The sequence below is a fragment of the Yersinia rochesterensis genome, from assembly GCF_003600645.1.
Taxonomy (GTDB): domain Bacteria; phylum Pseudomonadota; class Gammaproteobacteria; order Enterobacterales; family Enterobacteriaceae; genus Yersinia; species Yersinia rochesterensis.
The window spans coordinates 951,845-977,065 of record NZ_CP032482.1; the positions used below are offsets into that span (position 1 = coordinate 951,845).

Sequence of the window (25,221 nt, forward strand, 5' to 3'; positions counted from 1 at the left end):
CACTAATTTTATTTCAATAAGAATATTTCAATACTGAAATTTATTATCAACAGCTTAAATGCCGATATGCGGATAGAGACAATGGAACTTAAACGAATGACACAGCCTAATATGCGCTTAAGTAGTCAATATTTCTGGCTAATTGCTTGCGTGCTGTTTTTATTTCCACTTTATAGCCAGGCCAGTGCTTGGGTTTCGACACAAACGCGAGTAGGGCAACAATACCAAGGAACATTCTCTTGGCCGAGCGAAGAAATGCAGGGGGTACTTTGTACTGCTGCATCTTGTTCTGTGGCGATATGTCACTACTCGACGGCGGCCAATGCTGAAATATGTGGTAACCCATCCAATGCCTTGACGCGAGTTATTGTTCCTCAAGGGGCAACGGCAGAGGTGATGAGAGCAGCCTTTATTGCTAAAAATGGGGTGTCGGGAAGTTGGGGTACTGTGACACCTGACCCATTGCGTGCGGCTGGTAGCTGCTTTGGTGTGATGTATTGGCAAGGTTCGAATGATAATAATACCAGTGGTAGGGTTATTCCCGGCTCTTATTGTGGCGCTGTTCCACCGACCCCGGAAACCTGTGAAATCACCGGTGATGTCTATATCAATTATGGTTCACTTAATCAGCAAAGTGTTGATGGTGCAATAAAAAGTGAGCCATTAAACATCAAATGCACAGTCAGAACATCGCTGAAATTAACTCTGGTAGGTAGCAAAAGTATCAACCTTGGACAAAGCGGTAAACTGACCTCAACATTAAAAATGTCAGGGCAAGATCTATACAATGGTGTCACGATAAGCGCTGGTGTTGGGCAGACACCTTTCCCGATTGAATCAACACTTCATTCGGTGGGATTACCTGATGCGGGCACCTTTAGTGGTAGTGGAGTGGTTATTATGTCATACCTCTAAATACAGATTTATATGTACTCACTGGCTGAGTACATGATTAATATAAATATAAAATAGCGCTTTAAATTCGCTATTTTTATATTTGTATTTCGGGTCGTTTTACTGTTGTTTTATTATGGCAGTGGGTGCCCGTGGCATTTATTTGTGTTTTTTTGAAATTAAATAAATGTTATATTTTGGTTGTAATGCATTGCGTTAATATAGTATAAATTCACTGCGTTAGATTAATGAGGTGTTAGCAATAAACCTGAAATTAAAAACGCATACTTCAATGGGCTATTAAATAATAGGCTATAAATTTTTTATTTTCCTTTAAGGATTTTTCTCATGAAAAAAATGAACATGGCTGAAGCAAATACAATCGTTGGCGGTACTGGCGTAACTTGTAAAGATACTTACGAGTGGTTGTCAGGTAGCACTACTTTGACTTGCCAGGCTATTACTACTTGTACTGACAAGCACGGTACAGTGACTAGCCGTACAGCTACAGCTACCAACGTTGCTAACTGCAAATAAGATATAAATTAAATATTCGTTAATTCTTATCGATATTTAAAAGTATCCCAGGTAAGTGCGGGAGGGATTTCTGTACTTGCCTGATTTATTTCTTTAAATGTGTCACCGATGCTTAAATTCAAGAATTTTCGCATTAACTGAGTGTTAGAAAGACTATTTCGTGGGCATAAATGTTATTTAATTCTGTTTATGTCTTACCTGAACTCTGATTGTGAATAGAACTGAATCTATGTCTACTGAAAAAAATATGTTTAGGAGTAAGGGATTTTTTATAGGCTACACACTGTTAGTTATCCTTATTTCTTCATTGATAACAACGGCCTATTTCCACTATTTCGTTCTTAATCAGGATGAACAGGAAACCCTATTCGCTGTCAGCAGCAGTGAAGTTGAAAACAGCCCAATCAAAGACGATAAAACGATTATCGAGATCTTCTCTTATGGCTGCCATTACTGCGCCATCAATGAAGAGAATGTGACCCAATTAGAAAACCGCATGCCAGAAGGGACGCGTTTTGTCCGCCTACATATCAGCAGCGATAAAACCACCGGCTTGGGGCGTTTTGCACCTATTTTCGCGACCTTATCGGTCATGGGCATTGAACCGCAACATCGCCAAAGTGCTTACAAAGCGGTGCTTGAAGACAACATCGACCTGAGTGATAACAGCCAGCTCGAAACCTGGCTAAAAGCCAATGACATTGACGTTGCCAAATATCAGCAAGTGAGCCAGTCAGCTGAAGTGAAAGAGTTATTAGCTTATATGACGGCGGTAACCGCACATTACAAAGTTGACGCCACTCCGACCTTTATTGTCGGTAAAAAATGGATAGCGCTACAGGATCGTCAATTCCCGGCGTTCTCAGACCATCTCTTGTCATTACTCGAGCACGATAAGGCGCTGGAGAAATAATGAGGCTGTTAGCCGTATGGAGCTATTTCGCCTGGAGAAATCAGCTCGACAAACTGGCGTTTAGTGGGCGCTTACTCGCCCGCTGGCAGGGAAAAATAGCTATCTGGCTGTTGCGGCACGGTGATTATCGTTTCTTATTGATGCTCGGCGCTTTGCGCCGGGCTTTAGGTTTGGTTTCACGGCATCAGAAAAATCTGGCGCGGGTGGCGGCGGCGAATAGCCAGTGTTTATTGGGAAGCCACAATCGCCCATCGGTACAGAATTTTATTCGCACGGCACAGCGCCGTCAGGTGTTAGAGCTGGCCGCAACTTATGGTCAAAATCGGCGAATTTTAGCTCAGTTAGCGGCCTGTACTGAGCAGCTAGATAGCCAGGTGAGTGCGCTACATGAGGCCGGTTCGCCGGTTATTCTCGCGCCGCTGCACATGGTTTCTGATGTGCTCGCGGGCATGGTGGGCGCGGCGGCTTATCCGGGGCAGGCCACCGTGGTGGTTTCAGCCAGTGCCGAGGCTTATCAAGAGCAGGCGCGGCAAATGGGTGGAGTGAATATTTCCTATTGTTCTATCCATGCAGACAGCCGAGCCATCGCCGGTAACTTGATGGATGCCATCATGGAAGCCGCCGAACATAAGCGGAATATTATGATTTTTCCGGATATTACGCCGGATTACACCGTCAATAACCAGCCAGCAGAAACGGCAAAAATGTCCTGCCAGTTGTTTAACCGCCCTGCCAATTTGCACAGCGGGATTATTCGCCTTGCCAGAGCATTGTCAGCGCAGGTGGTTTTTTATTATCTGTATTACGACAAAGAAATAAAAATTCATATTTATCCTGCGTTTAGTGCGCGGGAAATAAAAAGTAAATTACCTGAATTGATTGAAACATCAATGACGCAGCATCCGCAAGATTGGCTGTTATGGCACTCACATTCATTATTTTTTATTAATGAATAATGTCACTTACAAAGAATAGTAGAAAATGGAAAAGATAATCCCAACGTTAGTTTTTCAAAGCGAAACCAATGAGTGTGGTTTGGCCTGTATTGCGATGCTGGCACAGACGCAAGGCATTAACGCACCACTGGAAAGCTTACGGGAGCGCTATCCTGCCTCTGCACACGGCACGTCACTGGCTACGCTTTGTACTATTTTATCTGAGTTGGCCATACCGGCTTATCCGGTGGTATTTGAACATCAGGAATTGTCGGCTTTACCGCTACCGGCCATTTTGCACTATGGCGCAAACCATTATGTCTTGCTCGCCTACCGTAAAGGCAATTACGTCTGTGTCATGAACCCGGCTATCGGGCAGCAATTATTGCCGATGGATGCATTAAAAGCAGAAATCAGCGGCTACGCACTGGTGCTTGACTCAGAAACACCTGCGGACCCTGAAGCGGCGAAGAAGATTGAACACAGCAAGCGGCTCAGTGCGCTCGACTGCATGAGTTTGAAAGAAACCGCCAGTGTTCGGGGTATTTACTGGCTGATGACGCTGGCATTTCTTATCTCCCTGACACTGTTTATTATGCCGACCATGGTCAGTAGCGCCATTAATGACGTGTTTTCTTCGGCGGGCGATAAAGATTTCCCTTATTTCTATTTTCTCCTGGCGTTTGTGGTGTCCACTTCACTCGCTTTTTGCGTGCGATACATCACCGAGCGTTATATCAAACACTTTGTGGTGCTTAACAGCGTCGCCGGTTTCTCCCGCTTACTAAGTCACTCGCTTAACTTCTTTGATAAGCGAGCGCCGGGTGACATCTTCAGCCGATTCTCGAACTGGCAGATGGCCGCAACCCAAAAAATAGAGCTGGATAACGGCCTGCGTACCGACTGGATAATCGGTGCCATCGCGCTGGCAGTGATGTGCTATATGAGCCCACTGTTGGCGATGGTGTCTGCTATCGGCGTTATGTTGATGGGGCTTATCAGTATTTGGGCCATCTATCGTGACCGCTATTACACTCAGCAGTTACAGGTGAAAAGTGCTGAGCAAAGTGATTTTATTCTGGAAACCATTCAAGGTTTTTCCACCATTAAATCTGCCGGTTTATCCAGCCAACGCCAAGGGATGTTTGCGGGCCTTGCGCTGTCATTGTTCACGGCGTTACAGAAAAAGAAAATCTACGATCAGGTTAAAAATAGCCTGTATCAGCTGATTGGCAGTCTGGAAATGGTGTTCTTTATGCTGCTGGCTTTGCCATTGTTGAAGCAGGGGACACTGAGCTTGGGCGAATTCTTTGCTTACAGTTTCGTGCGCGAGATTTTCACCTCGTACATCACCAAAATTTTCTACGCTATTTTGCAAAAAAACCAGTTGCACGTCATTGATATCCGCGCGCGTGACCTGTTCCCTGCCGGGCAGTCAACGCCGTCGGAGAAGAGTTCAGCAATCCCAACCGCGCCGCCCACATTTGCACATAAGTTGGTTTATCAGAATATTCGTTTTGCCTACGACGCCAGCCAGCCGGTATTGCGCGATTTGTCGTTGTCACTGACACGCGGGCAAAGTGTGGCGATCATCGGTGAGTCCGGTGCCGGGAAAAGTACCTTGCTGAAAGTGATGGCGGGATTGATGCCGCCACAACAAGGGCAGGTATTGGTCGATGGCGAAGCTGTCGATTTCCAGCAGGCCCATGCGCTGTTTTTCCTGCAAAGTCAGGAAGACATTCTGTTTAATGCCTCGGTATTACAAAACATCACTTTGTTTGATGGGAATCTGGACACCAATAAACTTCAACGTATCGAGCGCTCATTACAAGGGCTGCAATTAACGTCAGTTATCAATAAGTTGCCAGGCGGCCTCAGTGCGCTGGTGCGTGAAAGCCACGCCGCACTCTCTTTGGGACAACGCCAGCGGTTGTTACTGGCCCGCGCCATGTACAGCGATTGCCCGGTTTTGGTGCTGGATGAACCCACCGCCAATCTGGACGAAGACACCGCCCAGCAGGTGATGCAGGCTTTGTTGGCCCATTGCCGTGAATATCAGAAAACATTGATAACGGTGACCCACAGTGAAAGTGTCTTGCCGCTGTTTGATAAGGTTGTCCGCTTGGATGATGGCCAGTTGGCACATTTTACTCAGCCAGCGACGTCAAATCGCCTGACACCTGCGGCGGTTAACTGATGCGTATCACTATGACGAACAAGAAACTGCGTTTATCGCTGGCATTACTGTTGTTGCTGGTCATCGGCGGCGGGATTGCGCTGTCATTATCGGGCAATCAGCAGGATGCCCCGCAGCTCACCGAAACCATTGGGCGCGGTGATATTGAAAAGTACGTCATGGCGACCGGCAGTTTAAAACCGTCATTACAGGTCAATGTGGGCGCGCAGGTTAACGGGCAGTTAACCAAACTTTATGTCAAACAGGGCGACCGCGTGACCCGTGGTCAGCTGTTGGCGGAGATTGACCCGACCTTGCAGCAGAATGAATTGCGCAAGTCAGAAGCCGAATTACAAAGTGCGCAGGCGCAAAAACAAGTGGCTCAAGCTCTGCTACGCCAATATCAGTTGGAGTTGCGCCGTCAGCAAACATTGCTCGCGGAAAACGCGGGCGTGAAAAGTACGCTAGAGAAAGCGCAGGCGCAATACGAGAGTCAGGTAGCACAATTACGTGTTAACGAAGCTTTGATTGAGCAAAGTCAGGTCGCACGGGAAACGGCAAAAGCTAATTTAGCTTTTACTCGGATTATGGCGCCGATTGACGGCGAAGTGTTGGGCATCGTCACCAAAGAGGGGCAAACCATCGTTTCCTCACAGACAGCCCCGACCATTCTGGTGTTGGCGAATGTCGATACCATGACGGTCAACACCCGCATTTCAGAAACCGACATTCTTAAAGTCAGTGTTGGGCAGCCATTGTGGTTCTATGTGGTGGCTGACCCCGAGCGCCGCTATGAAAGCCAGATGGGGGCTATCCAGGCGGCCTCTACCGACAGTTTGCGCGAAGACAGCACCGTGCCACAGACAAACCAGCAACCTTCAGCGGTTTATTACAATGGCATATTCAATATCGCCAACAGTGAGCGGTTATTACGCACCTCAATGACTGCGCAAGTATTCATCATTACCGCACAGGCAAAAAATGTGCTGCGGGTGCCGCTGGCGGCTCTTGGTGAGCAACAGTCGGATAAACGCTATCGCGTCGTTGTGAGTCAAAATGGCGGCAGTAAAGGCCAGAAAACCACGGTGCGTTGGGTGTTGCTCGGCTTGCGTAATGACCAATATGCCGAAGTAAAAGAGGGGCTGGAACCGGGTGAACAGGTCGTGCTGACGGGGATGCCGTCGGGAGCTAACAATGCAGATTAATGCTGTTCATACCGCTGATGCTAACCGCAACCCATTGATTCAACTCAAGGGGATTTATCGTCATTTTACGTCCGGCACAGAGTCGGTGGCGGTGCTTAAGGATATTTCGCTGTCAATTCACAGTGGCGAAATGGTGGCGATTATTGGGGCTTCCGGCTCGGGTAAATCGACGCTGATGAATATCATCGGCTGTCTGGATAAACCGACGCAGGGCGAGATGTCAATCCACAACATCCCGACGCGGCAGGCCAGCAGTGAACAGTTGGCGCAATTACGCAGCCAATACATTGGTTTTATTTTTCAGCGCTATCATCTGATGCCGTATCTCACGGCAATGGAGAATGTGGTGATCCCGGCACTTTATACCGCGATGACCACCGCCGAACGTCAGGAGCGCGCAGCTTATTTGTTACGCCGTCTGGGGCTGGGCCAGCATTTGTTGCACAAACCGGCACAGTTGTCGGGCGGGCAACAGCAGCGGGTGAGTATTGCCCGCGCGCTGATGAATGGTGCCGGGATTATTCTGGCCGATGAGCCGACCGGCGCACTCGACAGCGCCAGCGGGCAGGAGCTGATGGGCATTTTGCACGGCCTACACCAGTCTGGCCACACCATTATTATCGTGACTCATGACCGCAATATCGCCAATCAGGCGCAGCGTATCATCGAGATTAGTGACGGTGAAATCATTGCAGATCGCAATAATGAGGCTATCGGCACAACCGCCATTCACGCCGCGTTACCTAACCCGGTTGCCACGGGCCGCCCACACTGGTGGTTGAGTGTGAGAGAAGCTATCAAGATGGCGTGGCGCGCCCTACTGGGTCACCGAATTCGCGCCTTTTTATCTATGCTGGGCATCATTATCGGTATTTCGTCGGTGGTTTCTTCCATGGCGGTCGGGGAAGGTGCTCGTCAGGAAATCCTGAGTGAAATCAGCCAGCTGGGTGTCAGTAACATGGAAATTCGCCCAGGACTTGGCTGGGATAAGCCGCGCCCTGATTTTGAGCGCGCCCTCAGTGTGGCGGATGTCGATTTACTCAGCCGCCAGCCCTATGTCGAGAACCTGTCGCCAGTGGTCAGTAAAACGGTGACGGCGATTCATGGGGACAAACAAGTGATGATTTTGCTCTCCGGGGTCGGCCAGGGTTTCTTCAAGGCGAGCGGGCTGAATATTATGACCGGCGATAGCCTTAGACAACAGCATGTTAATGCCCGCGAGCCGGTGGTTATTTTGCAACCCGAGCTTAGCGATACCCTGTTTGCTGCCGGGCAAAATCCTATTGGCGAAATTGTCCAACTGGACGGCATCCCCTTGCGGGTGATTGGTGTTGCTAAGCGCGCCGGTTCGTCCTATGGCGGATTATTGACGGCCTGGATGCCCTATACCTCTCTCTCTGAGCGTATTTCGGGTGATATTCCGCTGGAATCTATAGCTGTGCAGATTGGTGAAAACTACAGCTTGAATGAAGTGCAGCGCGATATCGAAAAGGTGCTGGACAGGGCGCATGGTCAGCGGGACTTTTTCATTCTGAGCAATGACCAGATGAACCGAGCGATTCAGAAAACCTCTGATTCGATGACGCTGCTGATCACCTCCATCGCCGCGATTTCACTGCTGGTGGGTGGGGTGGGCGTGATGAATATCATGTTGGTGTCGGTGACTGAGCGCACCCATGAAATCGGTATCCGCCTGTCGGTAGGTGCCCGCCCGAGTGACATCATGACCCAGTTCCTGATTGAGGCGGTGGTTATCTGCACCCTCGGTGGCTTGATTGGTATTGTTGGCTCCGCGTTGGCGGGGGTGGTTTTCTCGTGGGTTACCCAAGAATTCACCATGATTTTCACCTGGCCGCCGTTAGTGATGGCGTGCAGTTTCTCTGCACTTATCGGGTTAGGTTTTGGCTTTTTCCCAGCGCGCAATGCCGCTCGTTTGCACCCCACTGAGGCATTGGCACGAGAATGAAAAGATTAATTAACACCATGTTATTTAAAAGCTTAGTGCTAATGACCAGCTTGGTGCTAGCGGGCTGCGGCGCATTACTGAAAAGTGACTATCAGCGCCCGATGGTGTCAATCCCCGACGAATGGCGGATTAAAGACAGTGGCAGCAGTTACCTGCATCACAGTGTGCACTGGTGGGAAAATTTCGACGACCCACAATTGTCAGAAAGCATCAGCCGCATGTTGGTCAGTAATAATGACTTGACCACTGCGGGCTTGAAGTTACAGCAAGCGCGTTTGACGGCTGGGCTGACCAATACCAATATGACCCCGAATGTCACCTTGACTGGAGGGGGGAGTAACACCCGATCTCTGAATGAGAATACCGAGCCGCGTGAAAACTATAACACCTCGTTTGGGTTGAGTTACGAGCTGGATTTGTGGGGCAAACTGGCCCGCGCTCGTGAGCAATCCGCCTGGTTGGTCAATGCCACTGAACAGGATCGGCAGGTCACTGCCCTGTTATTGATTGGAACCACGGCCGATCTTTATTGGCAGATTGCGAAATTTAACCAGCAGTTAGGTTACCAACAGACGGCGCTGGCTATCTCGCAAGACACTCTCAAAATTGTGAGCGCGCGACTGAAGGCGGGGGATGCCAGTGAAATCGAGCTGTTGCAGGCGCAGCAAGCTTTGCTGGACAGGCAAAATCAGTATCAAAATATCGAGCAGCAGCGCGAAGTTGCGCGTAACGCCATGGCGTTGCTGTTTAACCGCGCCCCTAATTATCGTCAGGCGGAGCGCCAGTCATTGGATTTACAGCAACAGGTGCCGATTGCCGCCAGTTTACCGCTAGAAGTTATTGCCCAGCGCCCGGATGTACAGGCTGCCGAGTGGCGTTTGCGCGCCGCTTTAGCCGGGTCTGATGTGGCAAAACTGAATTTCTACCCGACACTTTCGCTGGGGGCCGCATTGGACGCCGGTAACTCGGTGTTTTCGCAATGGTTTAGTAACCCGAGCCGGACACTCAGTGTCAACAGTGCGCTGCCTTTCTTGCAGTGGAATACGGTGCAGCTCACCATCGACCAGTCAAAGCTGGATGTGAAATTAGCCGCTGTCGATTTCCGCACCAAAGTCTACAGCGCACTGAAAGATGTCGACGACGCCATGATAGGGCGGTTGAGTTATCAGCAACAAAAACAGAATCAGTGGCAGAACCTGCAACTCAGCCAGCGTCGGCTTAGCCTGACGAACAGCCAGTATCAAGCAGGTGCCGTTTCATTTCAGACCTTACTGGATGCGCAGGATGCCCTGCTGACCAGTGAAACCAGTTTGCTCGAACTTCAATATAACTATCTGAATGCCACCATGAAATTGTGGTTAGCATTAGGTGGCGGTGTTGATAACAGCAGGGACAGTAAAGGAATTAAATCATGACGAACACAGTTAAACAGCGCCGGGTTGTTGTCACCGGTTACGGCTCGGTAACTCCTCTGGGCATGACTGCGCAGCAAAGCTGGGCCGCCATTATGGATAACAAATTAGGTTATCGCTATTACGATAAATCCGAGCAGGGCATTAAATCGCGCTTTTTTGGCCTGTTGGATGCGGAACCCAATTTGAAGTCAGTTCCAGCGGCCATACGCCGCCGCCTGCCGCGCTATGCCCGGTTGGCATTGGCCGCTGCCCGCGAAGCGATGCAGATGGCGTTCGCTGAGAAATCTGTTGCAGATTATTATGATTTGCTCGATTGCGGCACCATTATCGGCAGCGGCTGGGCCGGGCAGGATGAAACCCACGATAACTATGAAGGCTATCTGGAAACCGGGCTGGGCACGCCGTTCGGCTGTTTCTTGTCGATGCCGAATGCCGGTACCGCCGCCTGTAGTTTGTACTGGGGATTGCGCGGCTATCAGAATTCCCCGATTGCTGCCTGTGCGACCGGCACCATTGCGATCGGCGATGCATTTGAAATCATCCGTAGCGGGCGAGCATCAATGATGTTGGCGGGAGCGGGTGAATCTCTACGCAGTGATGCAGCAGTGTGGAATATCGATATTTTAGGTGCATTGGCGCGCGAGCAAGAAGATGCCAGCAAAGCCAGCTGCCCATTCAGTTTGGACCGAAACGGCTTTGTATTATCCGAAGGCGCGGCGGTATTGTGTCTGGAAGAGCGGGAAGGGGCGATTGCTCGTGGTGCCAACATTCTCGGCGAAATTAAAGGTTACGGTAACTATTCCGATGCCTTTGATTTCACTGCACCGGCGGAAGACAGGGTTGCTCGGGTGAAAACTATTCAGCATGCCTTGCAGCAAGCGGGTTTGAGCGCCGACGAGATTGATTACGTGAACTTGCACGGCACCTCGACTCAGCTTAATGACCTGAATGAAACCCAATCCATTAAACAGGCCTTTGGCGCTGCGGCTTATACTACGCCACTGTCCAGCACCAAATCCTATTCCGGCCATTTGATTGCGGCGGCGGGCAGCTTTGAATCCATTATTTGTCTGCAAGCGTTGGCGCATCAGATAATGCCCGCGACTTGTAATCTGAAAAATGCTGACCCGCAATGTGACCTTGATTACATCAGCGAAGGGCATCGGCCAAAAGTTTTGCGCAACACGCTAAACCTGAGTTTCGGCTTTGGTGGCGCGAATGCCGCATTGGTTATCGGGTTGGATTAAGCATGACTGTTAACACGACGTTTAACTCGATTTTTAACTACAACTATAACTATAACCTCAGTGATGCGGAGCGTTGGGCGGAGTTTTCCGGCGATTACAACCCGATCCATTTTGATCTGCAACATGCACAGCATTTGGGGCAGGAACAACTGACTGTCCACGGGATGCGCGCCATGCTGGATATCAAGTATCAGCTCAGCACGGCGTTATTGCCGATATTGCCGCCAGTGGAGTTTCTACGTTTTAACGCCCGCTTACGTCAACCGGTACAGTGCCATATGCCGTATCAGCTACAAGTCAGTCAAATGCCAGAGCAGGTGAGTGGCAATCTGATTGATATTAGCAGCGGTGAGAATTGCTTTAACGGCAAGCTGCGCAGTGCGCCCGCACTGGTACAAACTGACAACGAACAGTGGGCATCTTTGTCTGCGGACGAGGTTTTCCAGTCAAGCCAGCAATTCCTGGGTGACGCATCACAACCGGCTGAATGCTGGGGATTTTTTGATGCCCTGCTATTTAAATTGCTGGTTGCCGCGCCGCAAACACTGGCCACCGCCAAACAGGTATTACCGGGGATTGAGGCGGAAACTTTGATTGATGTTTTCAAGTATGTGCCGGTTATCCAAACTCACCATGATGTGCATTTCAGTGCAGATTTACTGCGCATCAATAACCCGAATCTATTTGTCCGCAGTGCATTGCACTACGCCATCGAGCCGACACTGATTGTCGGCAACCCGACTGATGGCTGGGTATTGCGCGCGGCTATTGCGGCCCGTTCCGACTTAGGGCCATTAATTACCACAGCTGTAACATTGAAAACGTGGCCGTTAGCCGCGCATTAAAAAAGGATAAGATCATGGAAAAGTATCAACACGTTTATGACACTGTATGTGAAATGTTGTGTGACGCCAAAGACTTAGAGATGTCTGCATTATCACCTGAAATGCCACTGCATCAGTTAAAACTCGACAGTCTGGATTATGTCGAATTGATGGTGCTGGCAAAGCGCGAATTCGGCGCGACGCTGAATGCTGAAATGTTTATGGAAAATCCGGACATGACTTTAGGAGAGCTTTGCCAGAAGTTGGCCGAGCAAAAGAAATAATATTATGAGCAAGCAATGGGTGTTAATTACCGGCGGCAGCCGTGGTATTGGTCGCGCTTTGGTCGAAGAACTGGCTAAAGAGTGGAATGTGGTGTTTACCTGGCGCAATGGTGAGCAACAGAGCCGCGATGTTATCGACAGCTGTGAAGGGTTGCCCGGTAAGGTGACCAGCTATCGCTGTGACGGCAGCAATGAAGCGGATGTCGATGCACTTGCGCCGCAATTGTTAGAGAAGTATGGCCCACCCGGCGCGGTAATTCATAATGCCGGTATTACCGGTGACAGCTTACATATTCAGCAGAATGGTGATAACTGGCGCAATGTGCTGGATACTAATCTTAATGCGGTTTTCTACTGGAATAAGCATGTTTTGCCAGCAATGATGATGCAGGGCGAAGGTGCCGTGTTGCTGATGTCCTCAGTGACCGCGATAAAAGGCAATATCGGCCAGAGCGCTTATGGTGCCAGTAAAGCGGCGATGATTGGCCTTGGCCGCTCACTGGCGCTTGAGATGGGCCGCTTTAATATTCGAGTTAACTGCCTATTGCCGGGGGTGATCGACAGCGATATGACGCGCGACATGCCTGCCGATGCCTTAAAAGGATTGCGTAAACAAATACCTTTACGGCGTTTGGGAAGTGCGCAGGAAGTTGCTCGTGTCAGTGCTTTTATGGTCGGTAATGATAGCCGCTATATGACTGGCCAGACCTTGGTGTTGGATGGTGGGTTAACGGCGTGATGAAAGTTGCCATGGATGGCAATGTCATCAAAGTCATAGGCTATTGCCAGCCCATATGCGCTGGCAATCAAAAGTCGCTACTCGGATATATTCCATTTATGCGCTAATGTGGATTTTGTCTCACCTGCCAGCCACTGATTGACTTCTTTCAATAATGGCTGATTATCTTTCGCCATCATATACACTTTGTAGCTGCCGGTGCCGGGTAATATTTCCGGTGTTGCGACACAAAATACGCCAGGCTCTTTGCTCTGGTAATAATCCCCTTCGATTAAGTCAGTAAACATAATATCCGCACTTTGATCTCGGACTCCCTGCAAATTAGCCACGTTATCTTGGGTTCGGATGATTTGGGCTTGCTTGATATTGGCATCGACAAACGATTGATTGGTACCACCTGGATTGACAATAACTTTCACCGCTTCGCGATCAATCGCCGCCAATGTGGGGAATTTTTTGGATTGCTGGCAATTAGCTAAGGCAATTTTGCCGTTCTTCACCACCGGGCTGGATAATGAGAATTGCGCTGCGCGGCCGGGTGTTTCTGTGACGCCACCCATCGCGATATCAAACTTGTCTGCCGCTAAATCTTCAGAAAGTGTTGGCCAACTACTTGGTACAAAATTGACTTTAAGCTTCAGACTTTCGCCCAGGGATTTTGCCATATCAATATCGTAACCAATCAATTCCCCCTGTTTATTATGAAAGGCCAAAGGGGCGTAGTCACCGGGAACACCAATCCGTAATTCCCCACTTTGTTTTATTTCTTGCCAATTTTTCGCTAAAAGCGGTTGGCTGCTAATTAATGCTACGACCATAATTCCCAGAGGTAATTTCTTCATTTTATTCCTGCTTTTTTATAAAATTCAAAATGAGAATAACGTGATGTCTTATTTTTAATCAATGATTTTATGAGTGAAACATCCGTAGTTTATCGACACTACGGATGTTTTTCTGGATTGGCCGTTTTTTGATATTAATCACGACTATTGATGTGGAATATATTCCCCAGTTAGGCTTTCAAGGAAGGCGACGATATCTTTGACGTCTTGCGGTGGCAGGCTAGTCCCCACTTGATATTTCAACATCATTTCAACAGCCTGATTTAAATCTTCGGCTTGTGCATCGTGGAAATAAGGTGCTGTCAAAGCAATGTTCCGCAGGCCCGGTGTTTTAAAACGGTGCATATCACGGGGATCTTTAGTGACATTAAAACGTCCTTGGTCATCGGTTGTCAGCTCTTTTGAGCGATCTGCAAAGTAATTATTTTTTAATCCCATGAGGTCATAGGACTGCCCACCAATATTTTTACCCACGTGGCAAGTGTCACATTTATTTTGCTGGAATAAAGCTAGGCCGTTTTTTTGGCTGGCAGTCAGAGCATTAACATCGCCTTTCAAATAGCGATCAAAAGGACTATTCGGCGTGGTCAGCGTTTTCTCAAACTCAGCAATAGCATCAGTAATAGTGTGCTCGGAATAGCCTTGCGGATAAACTTGAACAAACTCCTGTGTTAATTGTGCATCCTGTTGCAGTTTATTAATAATGTCAGCCCACGAGGCTGATGCCATTTCCACCGGATTCAATGGTGGCCCACCAGCCTGTTGCTGTAAATCAACGGCGCGACCATCCCAGAATTGATTCACATTGAACACGGCATTGAAGACTGTTGGCGCATTTATTCCGCCTTTCTGACCATCAACGCCGGTTGAGGTCGCCAAATTATCGACCCCACCTTTAGAGAGCAGGTGGCAACTGGCGCAGGAGACGGTGTTATCGCTGGACAACCGTGGATCGTGGAAGAGGCGGGAACCCAATGCCACTTTTTGACTATCGATGGGCAAGGCATCTGGCAGCGGTTGTAATGTCAGATGTTGCATGTCGCTGCTGCTGGTGGAGGGGAAATGTTCCGCCCGCTGTGCTTTCACCCAATCAAGAATCTGATTTCTTTCTTCAACATTGAGACCTGAAGCCCAGTGTAAAACAGCAAAACGCTGTGGTGGCATTTGTTCGCGAGCAATGGCCGATTCGATTTTTGCTAAATCAGCCTCCGGTACTGCGTGATTTTCTTTAATCGCCAATAAGGTCGGTTCCAGTGAGAAATATTGGCTACCTTGTTGAATATCGTAATCCATTAATTGTTTCACGCCTGGGATCGCAGCATAAAAAGGCAGAGATGCACTGCTGGTATGGCAATAATCGCAACCCTTTTGATAAAACAGATTGCTGATTTGTTGGTTAGTTATTTTTGTATTGCTTGCCGAGGGGGATGTATCCTGAGATCGTTTTTTTTCCCCGTTGATTAATGTGTTACTGCGTGCGTTATCCGTCATGTAGATATAACCTGCTACGCCCAGATAACCTGCAATTACTAATATACCTCCGCCAATTAGCCATTTTCTTATCACAGCAGCACTCCTTTGTTGTGTGGAAAGCGGTATTCGCTTTCACATTTATGTATTTACCCTGCTAATAACCTTATTTATTTAATGGGATTATCTCTGGGTTGTGCTGAGGGATGGTTGACTTTTATCAAGCTACTGGAGCAGCTTTGCCTATCATTGAGATAGTCTTTGCCTATGGAATAAGAGAGCTGCTGGTAATTACTGAGCAAACGCCGAGTTATTGGCGCGGCACCGCACAGTACGGTTTTATGGAATGGCCGTATATTCCGGCGTTATTACAAGGCATTACTGATATGGATTGTCAGTTTGAACTGGATGATGTGACTTATTTTTCAGGTCATAAAACCATTGTGGGCCGTGAGGATGGCAGGTGATTACCCGCATTGGAACGGAGCAGCTTTGCTTTCATGGTCAGAAATTTCATTCATGTGACCAATTATTATCATCTGCCGAGTGATAAAGGGGTGGAGATCTGCCGCCGGGTTGCTATTTAGTTGATAATAAAGTGGCTCGCCAATAAAAAACCGCCAGCGGAAACATGATCCACTGGCGGCTTGGTTTGTTATTTTACATGTAGGGCAGAGTTAGGCTTTAGTGCCTCGTGCGGCAATAATGGCATCGGCCACATTACGTGGTGCTTCAGCGTAATGCTTGAATTCCATAGTATAAGTCGCGCGCCCCTGTGACATGGAACGCAACACGGTGGAATAACCGAACATTTCTGATAACGGCACTTCCGCCCGGATGATTTTCCCGCCACCGACCATCTCTTCCATGCCTTGCACCAAGCCACGGCGAGAGGAAAGGTCGCCCATCACATTACCGGCATATTCTTCTGGTGTTTCCACTTCGACGCTCATCACTGGCTCGAGGATCACCGGTGAGGCGCGCTTAACCGCTTCTTTAAAACCAAAGATGGCGGCCATTTTAAACGCCAGTTCCGATGAGTCCACTTCGTGATAAGAACCGAACGTCAAGGTCACTTTCACATCCACCACCGGATAACCGGCCAGAACCCCGGTATTGGTGGCTTCCAGTACGCCTTTTTCTACGGCACCGATATATTCACGCGGCACTACACCGCCTTTAGTCGCATCAACAAAAGCAAAGCCGCTGCCCGGAGCCTGCGGTTCGAGAGTAAAGACCACATGGCCGTATTGCCCTTTACCGCCGGATTGACGAACAAATTTGCCTTCAACATCTGTGACGGTCTTGCGCACGGTTTCGCGGTAAGTGACTTGTGGTTTACCGATATTGGCTTCCACACCGAACTCGCGTTTCATGCGGTCGACAATGATCTCCAGATGCAATTCACCCATGCCGGAGATAATGGTCTGGCCGGACTCCTCGTCAGTCCGGATACGGAATGACGGATCTTCCGATGCCAGACGTTGCAGTGCCAGCCCCATTTTCTCTTGATCGGCCTTGGTCTTAGGTTCAATCGCTTGTGAAATTACCGGCTCAGGGAATTCCATTCGCACCAGCGTAATTACCGCATCTGGGTCACACAGGGTTTCCCCAGTGGTGACATCCTTCAAGCCGACACAGGCGGCGATATCACCGGCGCGGATTTCATCCACTTCAATCCGGTTATTGGCATGCATCTGAACAATACGGCCAATACGTTCTTTTTTGCCGCGAATCGGGTTGTAAACACTGTCGCCTTTGCTCAATACACCTGAGTAGACGCGCACGAAAGTCAGCTGGCCGACATAGGGGTCGGTCATCAATTTGAACGCCAGCGCCGAGAATTTTTCATTATCATCGGCCTTGCGGCTCACTTCATTACCGTCTTCATCTGTGCCGCTGACCGGCGGAATATCTATTGGCGATGGCATCAGTTCAACCACTGCATCCAACATGCGCTGCACACCTTTGTTCTTAAAAGCACTGCCGCACATCATCGGTTGAATTTCACCGGCAATAGTCCGGATGCGCAGACCTTGGGTAATTTCATCCACCGTCAGGTCGCCGGTTTCCAGATATTCGGTCATCAGTGCTTCAGAAGCTTCAGCCGCCTCGGAGACCATTTTCTCGCGCCATTCATTGGCGGTCGCCAGCAAGTTTTCTGGGATGGGTTCATAGCTAAACGTCATGCCCTGAGAAGCTTCATCCCAGATAATGGCGCGCATCAGGCGCAAATCTACCACGCCGGTGAAGTGCTCTTCACTGCCGATGGGGATCACAATGGGCACTGGATTGGCTTTCAGACGATCAATCATCATCTGGCGGACGCGGAAAAAATCAGCGCCGGGGCGGTCCATTTTATTAACGAATGCTAAACGTGGAACACGATATTTATTGGCCTGACGCCAGACAGTTTCGGATTGTGGCTGCACGCCACCGACCGCGTCATACACCATGACCGCACCATCAAGCACCCGCATGGAACGCTCCACTTCTATCGTGAAATCCACGTGTCCGGGGGTGTCGATAATGTTGATGCGGTGATCGGGTAAGGTTCCGTCCATCCCTTTCCAGAAACAGGTCACGGCAGCCGATGTAATGGTAATGCCACGTTCCTGCTCCTGTGCCATCCAGTCAGTAGTCGCGCCGCCATCATGCACTTCACCCAGCTTATGACTGACGCCGGTATAGAACAAAATACGCTCGGTGGTGGTGGTTTTGCCGGCGTCGATGTGGGCGGAGATACCAATGTTGCGATAGCGCTCGATAGGAGTTTTACGTGCCATATTAAGTCCTTAATGATAATGGCAATTTCGGGGTGGGCGGTGTTATGCCCTACCGGGAAGTTGTGAGTTTGGTTTAAGTTCAGCATTGCTGCTAATGATCACTTGATCGCCACTAGTATAATCTCACTGTACGAATATACACGTACAATTTAATTATTTGTTCTGAAACTGTGCAATAATAGTGTTGAGCAATGGTTGAGGGGGGGGGGTCATCATTGCATTAGAATTTTTAGTAGGGCCAAAATGGAGTATAGGCTATATTGCCGCCCGCTAAGGGTCGTTTTATATGGTCGAATCTGGCAGTTTGACGGGGAATTTGTTCGTCGTCTGTGACTTATTAATAGGAACACTATGATTGCAAATCATCCTGAGCGTGAGCAGATCCGGCTGGAAAATGTGCTGACGGCTTTAGGTAATCCACTGCGGTTGGCGGTGGTGCGTAGATTGGCTGCGGGTGGTGAACATGCCTGTGGCACTTTGGTGCAAGGTTTATCTAAATCTACCCTGACACATCATTGGCGTGTATTGCGGGAAAGTGGTGTTATCTGGCAACGGCCTTGTGGTCGCGAGAGTTTGTTATCATTACGGCGCGATGATATTGATGCCCGCTTCCCCGGCCTGTTGGATGTGTTGCTCAATGCGGTAGCCAATGATGCGACTACCGATGAATCGACGGCAAAACATCTGCCGGAGTGAGTTGAGGGCGGTTATGATATCAACCGCCCTTGATTGGCAGGTTAAATCTCTTGGGCGTGCGCCAGGACAAAATCTTCGGCGGCTTTTGACCACAATCCATCAGTTTCGCGCAAAATGACTTGCAGTTCCTGTAATAACGGCGAATCTTGCTCGGTACTCATCAGTTCACTTAATGAGGTCAGGGGCATATTTTTGCCGGTATAAACCAACTTTTTACCGCCGATAATTTGCGGTAAATTCAAGGTGGTTTCCGCCGCATCATTTAGCCCGAGAATGTGAGATACCACTTTCCCCGCGTTCACTTTCTTCGCTTCAATTAACTTCACCGCTTCGCGCATGTCGTCGGTATTACCGCCTGAGGTGCCGACATAATGGGTAAAGGAGTAATGGAGGTCGTAGAAATTAACCGACGCCATAAAATTCTTATCCTGCGGGCCAGCAAAGAAATTAAAGCAGCCATCCGGAGCTAATAGGCTTGAAGCTAATGTGACCAACTCAGCTGAAGGGACGAAAACGAAGATATCGTCATAACCTTTGCCCTCCGTCAGTGCCATTAAACGTTCAAACTGATCATCAGTGTGTTTGGTATTCAGATAATGCACTTGAGTCTGCGGCTCGCTCGGATATAAGCGGGCGGCATAATCCAGCTTTTGCTGGTGGCGATCGGTAATAACCAATAATTGCGGATTAACGGGTCCATGCAACGCGTAATCAATGGCTAATAATCCCATCGGGCCGGTGCCACCCAGAATTAATACATTACCACCGGGTTTTATCCCCATTTTATGCTGATAAGTGCCGGGAACCAGATGGTAATTGGCATTAAATGCACCGATAACACAAGACAGTGGCTCTACCAATGAACCTTCAAAATAACTTTCGCCTTCATATGGCAGCAAGCAATCTTGCTCCATAACTTCATTGGGAATAACCACATGAGTGGCTTCACCGCCTACATAAGGGAAAGAATAGCCGGGACAATCTGGGCGGTCGGGTAATTGCAGATTAGCCTGAATCACATAACGGCTGCCGGGTTTGAATTTATGCTGCCACTTCTTACCAACTTGCAAAATATCGCCACAAAATTCATGACCAATAATAATCGGATTTTCTGCCACATTATCCGGCACTTTTTTATGGTCAGCGCCCAAATTGGCTTCTTTCCATGAAGAGAGACAAATACTGTCAGTCACGACAGTGGCCAGAATTTCATCATCGCCTATTTCCGGTAAGTCGAAGCTTTCCAGCCGCAGGTCATTCTTGCCATATAAACGCAGTGCTTTAGTTTTCATTTGGAACCACCTCAATTATTTGTAAATACAAAACAGCCGATCGAATAAAAAACTTCAAATAGAATAAAAAACCTCCCGGCATTAATCAGGAAAGAATGCCAAGCCATGAGCCCAAAATTCCGAGGCCAAACAGGGAGAAGATGAGCCAAATAGGGTTAATTTTGCGCTTGAGTAAACGCATCATTAACAGGGTAAGCCCCAGCGCCAGCAAACCTGGGCAAAGCTGATCCAGAATATTCTGCACCGTCATGGTCACAGTGGTGCCGTCGTGACCCGGCGTTTTCGATATCACCAGCGGCACATTGATACTGGTCCATTTGGTGACCAATACCCCCATGATAAACAAGCCCAAAATGGATGCGCCCTCGGTCAGTTTTTGCAGCAAATTCCCGCCAAGATCTTTGACGATATTGATGCCCTTGTTGAAACCGTATTGCAGACCGAACCATTTCAGCGCCAGGCGCACAGAATTAAAGGAAAGGAAGAACAGAATCGGCCCTAGCACATTACCACTCAGTGCCAGCGAGGCTCCCAAAGCGGCTGTGATTGGGCGCAAAGTCCCCCAAATCAACGGGTCACCGACCCCAGCCAGCGGCCCCATCAGCCCGATTTTCAAGCTATTGATTGCCCCTTCATCAATATCCGCACCATTGGCTCGCGCCTCTTCCATCGCGGCGGTGACGCCAATTACTGGCCCACAAACTGCTGGAGTGGTGTTAAAGAACACTAAATGGCGTTTCAGGGCGGCAATTTGGTCTTCTTTTAGCGGATACAAGCGCTTAATGGCGGGTACCATGTCGTAGCAGAAACCCAGGCCGTGAATACGTTCATAGTTAAAAGAGGCCTGTTGCAAGTTACTGCGTAAAAACATTTTAAACAGATCAGACCGGGTTAATCGTTTGTTTAATGTGGTCATGTCGGCGTCTCCTAATCTTCTAATTCATCAAGTTTGGCTTGGTTGGCTTGGGCTACAGCTGCTGCCGGTTTCTGATAAAGCGGGTTTAACTGGATATACAGCAAGGCAATAATCAGACCGATGCCGCCGAATGCGAGCAGGCTGAAACCGAGATAGCCTCCGACAATAAAACCGAGGAAGAAGAAGGGCATAAGGTATTTCACGCCCATCATGTTGAGCACCATGGCGTAGCCGACCACCACGATAAATCCGCCCGCAATTTGCAACCCATGGGTCACTACCGTTGGAATAGCACTGAGCATATGGCTAACGGTATCGGCGCTGACAAAGATAGACACGATCAATACCGGAATGGCAACTCGCATGGCCTGAACCAACAATGCCGATACATGCATAAAATCAATCATGGCGAAATTGGCTGTTTCCGCGGCTCGGTCAGCTGCGTGCTGGAACGCTACAGTGATGGTGCGGGCAAAGACCGTCAATACTTGGCCAGCAGCGGCTACCGGCAGGGCAATGGCGATCCCGGTGGCAATATTCTGATGGCCGACAATCACCAGAATGGTGGCGATAATACTGGCGAGCGCAGAGTCGGGAGATTGCGCGGCACCCACATTCATCCAACCAAGGGCGATTAACTCCAACGTACCGCCGAGGATAACGCCGGTGGTCATATCGCCAAGAATTAAACCAGTAATAGTGCAGGCGATTAATGGCCGGTGAGTTTGGAATTCATCCAGCACGCTGCCGATACCGGCAATGCATGAGAAAATAAAGATTAAGATTATTTGTAGTAAACTTATTTCCATGGTGGACCCCTTTGGACAATACAACGCGGTCATCACTGCTATAGTCGTGGACTATAATTAAATAGTTGTATTGCCCAGGTTAAGTAATAGGATTTAAATGTTTAATAAAACCTGAGTTATTATTTGTCTATTAATTGACGTGCCGTTATTTAGACTCCAACTCACGTAGTTTTTTAATCACATCCACATCAGGATCGGAAGTGACTACTCGTAAATCTAAATGAACACCACGTTCAGCTAATGCATAAAAGGCGTTAATATCATTTTTATCCACTGATACTGCTTTGGTTAATTGTGTTTTTCCTTGTTTAAAGGCCATGCCGCCAATATTAATCACGGAAATTTTCACGCCCTGATCTACCAATCGTAAAACATCATTTGGATTGGTGAATAAATAAAAAACTGTGTCGTTGATATAATTCGGGTTGTGATAAACTGCCACCGCCTTTTCAATATTAACGACATTCACTTTGATTCCCGGTGGTGCGGCCTGTTTTAATAATGTTTTCCGGATTTCATCGTTATAAACTTCGTCGCTACAAATAATAATACGCTCGGCTTTGGCTTCTTTGGCCCAAACCGTGGTGACCTGACCATGAATCAGCCGGTCGTCAATTCTTGCCAGATTGATTTTCATATAAAGTCGGCCTCTTCTTCTTCGCTATTTTGTTGGTGTCGGAATGACTGCACGCACTGTGTGCCGATATCGAGTAAATAGTCCGTCAGTTCTTCCGCCGCCATCACTTGCTGGTTATCAGCAATTTCCAATGCCAATGGCAAAGATAATCCGCTGATGACTTGAATTCGATTATCACTGAATGCCAGACGCGCGGCGGCGTTATAAGGGCTGCCACCTTGTAAATCCACCGCAATTAGCCAGGCGTCATTGTGATTTTTTGCCATGACATCCTGCATTTTCTTCACTAAGTCTTCGGCGTTTTCGCCTCGGTTAAATAGCAGCGGGGTAATATTCTGTGTTTCGCCATACACCATATTGACGGAGTTGAGCATTGAAACCGCTAAGTCACCGTGACCACAAAAAATGACATTAACCATTATGCCTCCTGTTAACCGCGAGTTTTGCCGCCGGCAATGTTATAGGTCACACCAGTGATATAGCTGGCGCGTTCGGATAATAGGTAAGTGACGAAATCAGCAATTTCAGAGAGTTTCCCTGCCCGGCCAATTGGAATGGCATTCTTGGTATAACCGTCGCGCAATTGTTCGACGGTGATATTGCGGGTGTAGGCCAGTGCTTCTTCATAATCGAGAGTGCGCAAACCGGTTTTTTCTAAAATGCCGGGTGCGACACCCACTACGCGGATACCGTATTTCCCCAGTTCTTTGGCCCATGAGCGGGTAAAGCTGTATAGCGCGGCTTTAGTCGCGGCATAGCAACTTTGGCCTTCTGAACCTTCCAATCCGCTTTCTGAGGTGAGGTTAATAATGACGCCGTTTTTATTTTCTATCATATTGCGTGCTACAGCTTGTGACATCAGATAGACCCCTTTCTGATTCACATTAACCATTTTTTCAAATTCATTATCTTTCAGTTCATATTGGCTATGACTTTGCTTGGGATCGACCAACAGTCGTGGGAGATTAATCCCCGCATTGTTGACCAGCGCATCAATATGCCCGTGTTGAGCCAAAATATTATCTATTGCGGCTTGTACGCTATTACGGTCAGAAATATCCAACTGAATAAAATTCAATTGCGGATTATTTTTAATCTCACCCTCAAGTGGATTAACATCAGCTAATTGTACTTTGGCTCCCGCCGTCAGTAATTCTTCTACAATGGCATAACCAATCCCTGACGCACCACCGGTGACAATAACCACTTTATCTTTTAAATTTAGCCAATCGCTCATAATATTCCCCTGTCTATCTAATTTTGGATAATACTCGGCCACATACCGAAAGTATGATTTGTTAAAGGGTCTTTAGGTATTAAGGGGGCGTTAACCCCATAGTCATTATTAATGAATAAATTACGCCGTGAGTTTTAATATCTCCTCGGCAGTTTCTTTGGTAGTCACCAGACTATTAATATACTTTCCTTTAATCGCGCCGATGATTCCGCTGATTTTATCGTGAGAGTGTGCAATTCCAATGGAATAACGGGCTTTCTTAATTTTGTCTAATTGAATAGTAATGGTTTTATCCGAGATATAAGTTTCTACCTGATTACCTTGTAAATCATAAAAGCGCGAGCAGATATCCCCGGCGACCTGCCGGTCATTAAAGTGGTCAATAACATCGCTACCATAAAAAGCGCGCCAGGTAGAGTTTCCCGAAATATTGGGAGAGCCAATACCGAATATAGCGATATCCAACCGCTGCCAATAATCAGCAATCGCCTGATAATGCTGAGATTGCACAATGCCATCGCGGATAACACTTTCTTCCAGAATGGCCGGGAAATCGATCAACAATGACTCGCCTTTTAATTTCATCGCAGCGCTGTAGACCAGCGTATTAACATGAAAGCGGCTTTCCAACTTACCTGAAGGGCCGCCAACCATAGGAATACAGGTTAATTGGCGCGATACCGACGAGGTATCCATCTGCTCAACCAGTGTGGCAATCGCACTGCCCCAGGAGAAGCCCAGAATATCGCCATTTTCAATAATTCTATTCAGTAATGCGCTGCACTGTTTTGCCATCAGTATTAGTTGATTTTCTGGCGATGAGTCCTGTTCGCAAGAAACAACAATTGCCTCACGTAATTTAAAGCGCGATTTCAACTGCTGTTCCAACAACAAATTTTCGTTATAGTTATAGTTGATTGAAATAGTGACAATGCCTTGTTCGCGTACTTTTTTGAGCATTCGGCTGATGCTGGTGCGGTAAATCCCCAGCGCCCGCGCTATCTCAGCTTGTGTGAAATTTTGCTCATAATACATTTGTGCAACTTTCACCATCAGGCGCAGATCATCGCTCTTTTCCATTTCAGCCTCTTGCACATTTGTGCAGATTTCATTAAGTTATCTATGACTTGATATAATCACTTTCTATTTTTTAAGTCAAAAGCATAAAATAATGAATCTCATTACAATAGTACAATAATCCACTAATTATCATCTTTAAATTAACTTCAGATATCGCACATCTGTGCAATTATCTTTAATGGTATGATTTATATTACATAATTGGAAAAGCGGTTTTTGTGTCGGTCTACTTTATTCCGAACAAATATTCGATTTTTATCACATTTTTATTTTGCGTAATAGTGTGGGATTTGCACATATGTGCAAATAAAGTCTATTGCA

At 48.0% G+C, this 25,221-nt stretch carries 24 protein-coding genes; 14 read left to right on the forward strand and 10 right to left on the reverse strand.

All coding sequences use genetic code 11. The annotated features are described in order from the left end of the window. Window positions 1-96: 96 nt before the first annotated feature. From DXZ79_RS04405 to DXZ79_RS04460, 12 genes are all read left to right on the forward strand, one after another. Window positions 97-915 carry an MrpH family fimbial adhesin gene (locus DXZ79_RS04405; RefSeq protein ID WP_038635933.1) on the forward strand — a complete coding sequence of 273 codons (819 nt, stop codon included), beginning with the start codon at window positions 97-99 and terminating at the stop codon, window positions 913-915. Window positions 916-1,242: 327 nt separating this feature from the next. After that, the gene (locus tag DXZ79_RS04410; RefSeq protein ID WP_038635930.1) at window positions 1,243-1,431 is read left to right on the forward strand and encodes a DUF4762 family protein; all 189 of its coding nucleotides are present in this window, start codon (window positions 1,243-1,245) and stop codon (window positions 1,429-1,431) included. A gap of 229 nt (window positions 1,432-1,660) precedes the next feature. Continuing rightward, window positions 1,661-2,344, forward strand: a complete 684-nt coding sequence (locus tag DXZ79_RS04415; RefSeq protein ID WP_244942317.1) for a DsbA family protein — start codon at window positions 1,661-1,663, stop codon at window positions 2,342-2,344. Next, window positions 2,344-3,300, forward strand: coding sequence for a lysophospholipid acyltransferase family protein (locus DXZ79_RS04420; RefSeq protein ID WP_050292254.1), 957 nt, complete (start codon window positions 2,344-2,346; stop codon window positions 3,298-3,300). The genes DXZ79_RS04415 and DXZ79_RS04420 overlap by 1 nt, the downstream gene beginning before the upstream one ends. A gap of 25 nt (window positions 3,301-3,325) precedes the next feature. Continuing rightward, window positions 3,326-5,476 (forward strand): peptidase domain-containing ABC transporter, encoded by a 2,151-nt coding sequence (locus DXZ79_RS04425; RefSeq protein ID WP_038635925.1) that lies wholly within the window; start codon window positions 3,326-3,328, stop codon window positions 5,474-5,476. Beyond that, on the forward strand, window positions 5,476-6,660 hold the full coding sequence (locus DXZ79_RS04430) for an efflux RND transporter periplasmic adaptor subunit (protein WP_050292252.1): 1,185 nt from the start codon (window positions 5,476-5,478) through the stop codon (window positions 6,658-6,660). Before DXZ79_RS04425 ends, DXZ79_RS04430 begins: the two co-directional genes overlap by 1 nt. Continuing rightward, window positions 6,650-8,626, forward strand: a complete 1,977-nt coding sequence (locus DXZ79_RS04435; protein WP_050292251.1) for an ABC transporter permease — start codon at window positions 6,650-6,652, stop codon at window positions 8,624-8,626. The genes DXZ79_RS04430 and DXZ79_RS04435 overlap by 11 nt, the downstream gene beginning before the upstream one ends. Next, the gene (locus DXZ79_RS04440) at window positions 8,623-10,041 is read left to right on the forward strand and encodes an efflux transporter outer membrane subunit (RefSeq protein ID WP_230852402.1); all 1,419 of its coding nucleotides are present in this window, start codon (window positions 8,623-8,625) and stop codon (window positions 10,039-10,041) included. Before DXZ79_RS04435 ends, DXZ79_RS04440 begins: the two co-directional genes overlap by 4 nt. Continuing rightward, window positions 10,038-11,288, forward strand: coding sequence for a beta-ketoacyl-[acyl-carrier-protein] synthase family protein (locus DXZ79_RS04445; RefSeq protein WP_038635916.1), 1,251 nt, complete (start codon window positions 10,038-10,040; stop codon window positions 11,286-11,288). The genes DXZ79_RS04440 and DXZ79_RS04445 overlap by 4 nt, the downstream gene beginning before the upstream one ends. 2 nt (window positions 11,289-11,290) lie before the next feature. Further along, entirely contained in the window at window positions 11,291-12,133 is an 843-nt protein-coding gene (locus DXZ79_RS04450; RefSeq protein ID WP_038635913.1) for a MaoC family dehydratase, read from the forward strand. 14 nt (window positions 12,134-12,147) lie between these two features. Then, window positions 12,148-12,396 carry an acyl carrier protein gene (locus DXZ79_RS04455; protein ID WP_038635910.1) on the forward strand — a complete coding sequence of 83 codons (249 nt, stop codon included), beginning with the start codon at window positions 12,148-12,150 and terminating at the stop codon, window positions 12,394-12,396. A gap of 4 nt (window positions 12,397-12,400) precedes the next feature. Continuing rightward, entirely contained in the window at window positions 12,401-13,135 is a 735-nt protein-coding gene (locus DXZ79_RS04460) for an SDR family NAD(P)-dependent oxidoreductase (protein ID WP_038635906.1), read from the forward strand. Between the two features lie 77 nt (window positions 13,136-13,212). On the opposite strand, the gene DXZ79_RS04465 is transcribed toward DXZ79_RS04460, so the two are convergent. Both DXZ79_RS04465 and DXZ79_RS04470 read right to left on the reverse strand, forming a co-directional pair. Next, window positions 13,213-13,977 (reverse strand): transporter substrate-binding domain-containing protein, encoded by a 765-nt coding sequence (locus DXZ79_RS04465; RefSeq protein WP_038635902.1) that lies wholly within the window; start codon window positions 13,975-13,977, stop codon window positions 13,213-13,215. A gap of 144 nt (window positions 13,978-14,121) precedes the next feature. Next, a complete protein-coding gene (locus DXZ79_RS04470) occupies window positions 14,122-15,543 on the reverse strand; it encodes a cytochrome c peroxidase (RefSeq protein ID WP_038635899.1) in 1,422 nt (473 codons plus the stop codon). 110 nt (window positions 15,544-15,653) lie between these two features. On the opposite strand from DXZ79_RS04470, the gene DXZ79_RS04475 reads away from it, so the two are divergent. After that, complete coding sequence (locus DXZ79_RS04475) at window positions 15,654-15,914, forward strand: KUP/HAK/KT family potassium transporter (protein ID WP_038635896.1); 261 nt, start codon at window positions 15,654-15,656, stop codon at window positions 15,912-15,914. A 210-nt stretch (window positions 15,915-16,124) separates the two neighbouring features. On the opposite strand, the gene fusA is transcribed toward DXZ79_RS04475, so the two are convergent. Continuing rightward, window positions 16,125-18,233 carry an elongation factor G gene (gene fusA, locus DXZ79_RS04480; RefSeq protein WP_120011131.1) on the reverse strand — a complete coding sequence of 703 codons (2,109 nt, stop codon included), beginning with the start codon at window positions 18,231-18,233 and terminating at the stop codon, window positions 16,125-16,127. Window positions 18,234-18,584: 351 nt separating this feature from the next. On the opposite strand from fusA, the gene DXZ79_RS04485 reads away from it, so the two are divergent. Next, window positions 18,585-18,929, forward strand: a complete 345-nt coding sequence (locus DXZ79_RS04485; protein ID WP_038635891.1) for an ArsR/SmtB family transcription factor — start codon at window positions 18,585-18,587, stop codon at window positions 18,927-18,929. Window positions 18,930-18,970: 41 nt separating this feature from the next. Here DXZ79_RS04485 and DXZ79_RS04490 read toward each other — a convergent pair whose 3' ends face one another. The 7 genes from DXZ79_RS04490 to DXZ79_RS04520 all read right to left on the reverse strand — a co-directional run bounded on the left by DXZ79_RS04490 (window position 18,971) and on the right by DXZ79_RS04520 (window position 24,900). Further along, window positions 18,971-20,221, reverse strand: coding sequence for a zinc-binding dehydrogenase (locus tag DXZ79_RS04490; RefSeq protein ID WP_004389155.1), 1,251 nt, complete (start codon window positions 20,219-20,221; stop codon window positions 18,971-18,973). A gap of 85 nt (window positions 20,222-20,306) precedes the next feature. Continuing rightward, window positions 20,307-21,137, reverse strand: coding sequence for a PTS system mannose/fructose/sorbose family transporter subunit IID (locus tag DXZ79_RS04495; protein WP_032819211.1), 831 nt, complete (start codon window positions 21,135-21,137; stop codon window positions 20,307-20,309). A gap of 11 nt (window positions 21,138-21,148) precedes the next feature. Beyond that, a complete protein-coding gene (locus tag DXZ79_RS04500) occupies window positions 21,149-21,946 on the reverse strand; it encodes a PTS mannose/fructose/sorbose transporter subunit IIC (protein ID WP_004389157.1) in 798 nt (265 codons plus the stop codon). Window positions 21,947-22,091: 145 nt separating this feature from the next. Continuing rightward, on the reverse strand, window positions 22,092-22,583 hold the full coding sequence (locus DXZ79_RS04505; protein WP_032819212.1) for a mannose/fructose/sorbose PTS transporter subunit IIB: 492 nt from the start codon (window positions 22,581-22,583) through the stop codon (window positions 22,092-22,094). Further along, entirely contained in the window at window positions 22,580-23,002 is a 423-nt protein-coding gene (locus DXZ79_RS04510; protein WP_004389159.1) for a PTS sugar transporter subunit IIA, read from the reverse strand. Before DXZ79_RS04510 ends, DXZ79_RS04505 begins: the two co-directional genes overlap by 4 nt. Window positions 23,003-23,013: 11 nt before the next feature. After that, the gene (locus DXZ79_RS04515) at window positions 23,014-23,820 is read right to left on the reverse strand and encodes an SDR family oxidoreductase (RefSeq protein WP_032819215.1); all 807 of its coding nucleotides are present in this window, start codon (window positions 23,818-23,820) and stop codon (window positions 23,014-23,016) included. Window positions 23,821-23,940: 120 nt separating this feature from the next. Next, complete coding sequence (locus DXZ79_RS04520) at window positions 23,941-24,900, reverse strand: sugar-binding transcriptional regulator (RefSeq protein WP_038635887.1); 960 nt, start codon at window positions 24,898-24,900, stop codon at window positions 23,941-23,943. Window positions 24,901-25,221: the final 321 nt, after the last annotated feature.

Bases quoted from the DNA above. Each gene is read 5' to 3' on its own strand.
- DXZ79_RS04405 (WP_038635933.1), top strand. From the start codon at position 97: ATGACACAGCCTAATATGCGCTTAAGTAGTCAATATTTCTGGCTAATT.
- DXZ79_RS04410 (WP_038635930.1), top strand. From the start codon at position 1,243: ATGAAAAAAATGAACATGGCTGAAGCAAATACAATCGTTGGCGGTACT.
- DXZ79_RS04415 (WP_244942317.1), top strand. From the start codon at position 1,661: ATGTCTACTGAAAAAAATATGTTTAGGAGTAAGGGATTTTTTATAGGC.
- DXZ79_RS04420 (WP_050292254.1), top strand. From the start codon at position 2,344: ATGAGGCTGTTAGCCGTATGGAGCTATTTCGCCTGGAGAAATCAGCTC.
- DXZ79_RS04425 (WP_038635925.1), top strand. From the start codon at position 3,326: ATGGAAAAGATAATCCCAACGTTAGTTTTTCAAAGCGAAACCAATGAG.
- DXZ79_RS04430 (WP_050292252.1), top strand. From the start codon at position 5,476: ATGCGTATCACTATGACGAACAAGAAACTGCGTTTATCGCTGGCATTA.
- DXZ79_RS04435 (WP_050292251.1), top strand. From the start codon at position 6,650: ATGCAGATTAATGCTGTTCATACCGCTGATGCTAACCGCAACCCATTG.
- DXZ79_RS04440 (WP_230852402.1), top strand. From the start codon at position 8,623: ATGAAAAGATTAATTAACACCATGTTATTTAAAAGCTTAGTGCTAATG.
- DXZ79_RS04445 (WP_038635916.1), top strand. From the start codon at position 10,038: ATGACGAACACAGTTAAACAGCGCCGGGTTGTTGTCACCGGTTACGGC.
- DXZ79_RS04450 (WP_038635913.1), top strand. From the start codon at position 11,291: ATGACTGTTAACACGACGTTTAACTCGATTTTTAACTACAACTATAAC.
- DXZ79_RS04455 (WP_038635910.1), top strand. From the start codon at position 12,148: ATGGAAAAGTATCAACACGTTTATGACACTGTATGTGAAATGTTGTGT.
- DXZ79_RS04460 (WP_038635906.1), top strand. From the start codon at position 12,401: ATGAGCAAGCAATGGGTGTTAATTACCGGCGGCAGCCGTGGTATTGGT.
- DXZ79_RS04465 (WP_038635902.1), bottom strand. From the start codon at position 13,977: ATGAAGAAATTACCTCTGGGAATTATGGTCGTAGCATTAATTAGCAGC.
- DXZ79_RS04475 (WP_038635896.1), top strand. From the start codon at position 15,654: ATGGTTGACTTTTATCAAGCTACTGGAGCAGCTTTGCCTATCATTGAG.
- fusA (WP_120011131.1), bottom strand. From the start codon at position 18,233: ATGGCACGTAAAACTCCTATCGAGCGCTATCGCAACATTGGTATCTCC.
- DXZ79_RS04485 (WP_038635891.1), top strand. From the start codon at position 18,585: ATGATTGCAAATCATCCTGAGCGTGAGCAGATCCGGCTGGAAAATGTG.
- DXZ79_RS04490 (WP_004389155.1), bottom strand. From the start codon at position 20,221: ATGAAAACTAAAGCACTGCGTTTATATGGCAAGAATGACCTGCGGCTG.
- DXZ79_RS04495 (WP_032819211.1), bottom strand. From the start codon at position 21,137: ATGACCACATTAAACAAACGATTAACCCGGTCTGATCTGTTTAAAATG.
- DXZ79_RS04500 (WP_004389157.1), bottom strand. From the start codon at position 21,946: ATGGAAATAAGTTTACTACAAATAATCTTAATCTTTATTTTCTCATGC.
- DXZ79_RS04505 (WP_032819212.1), bottom strand. From the start codon at position 22,583: ATGAAAATCAATCTGGCAAGAATTGACGACCGGCTGATTCATGGTCAG.
- DXZ79_RS04510 (WP_004389159.1), bottom strand. From the start codon at position 23,002: ATGGTTAATGTCATTTTTTGTGGTCACGGTGACTTAGCGGTTTCAATG.
- DXZ79_RS04515 (WP_032819215.1), bottom strand. From the start codon at position 23,820: ATGAGCGATTGGCTAAATTTAAAAGATAAAGTGGTTATTGTCACCGGT.
- DXZ79_RS04520 (WP_038635887.1), bottom strand. From the start codon at position 24,900: ATGGAAAAGAGCGATGATCTGCGCCTGATGGTGAAAGTTGCACAAATG.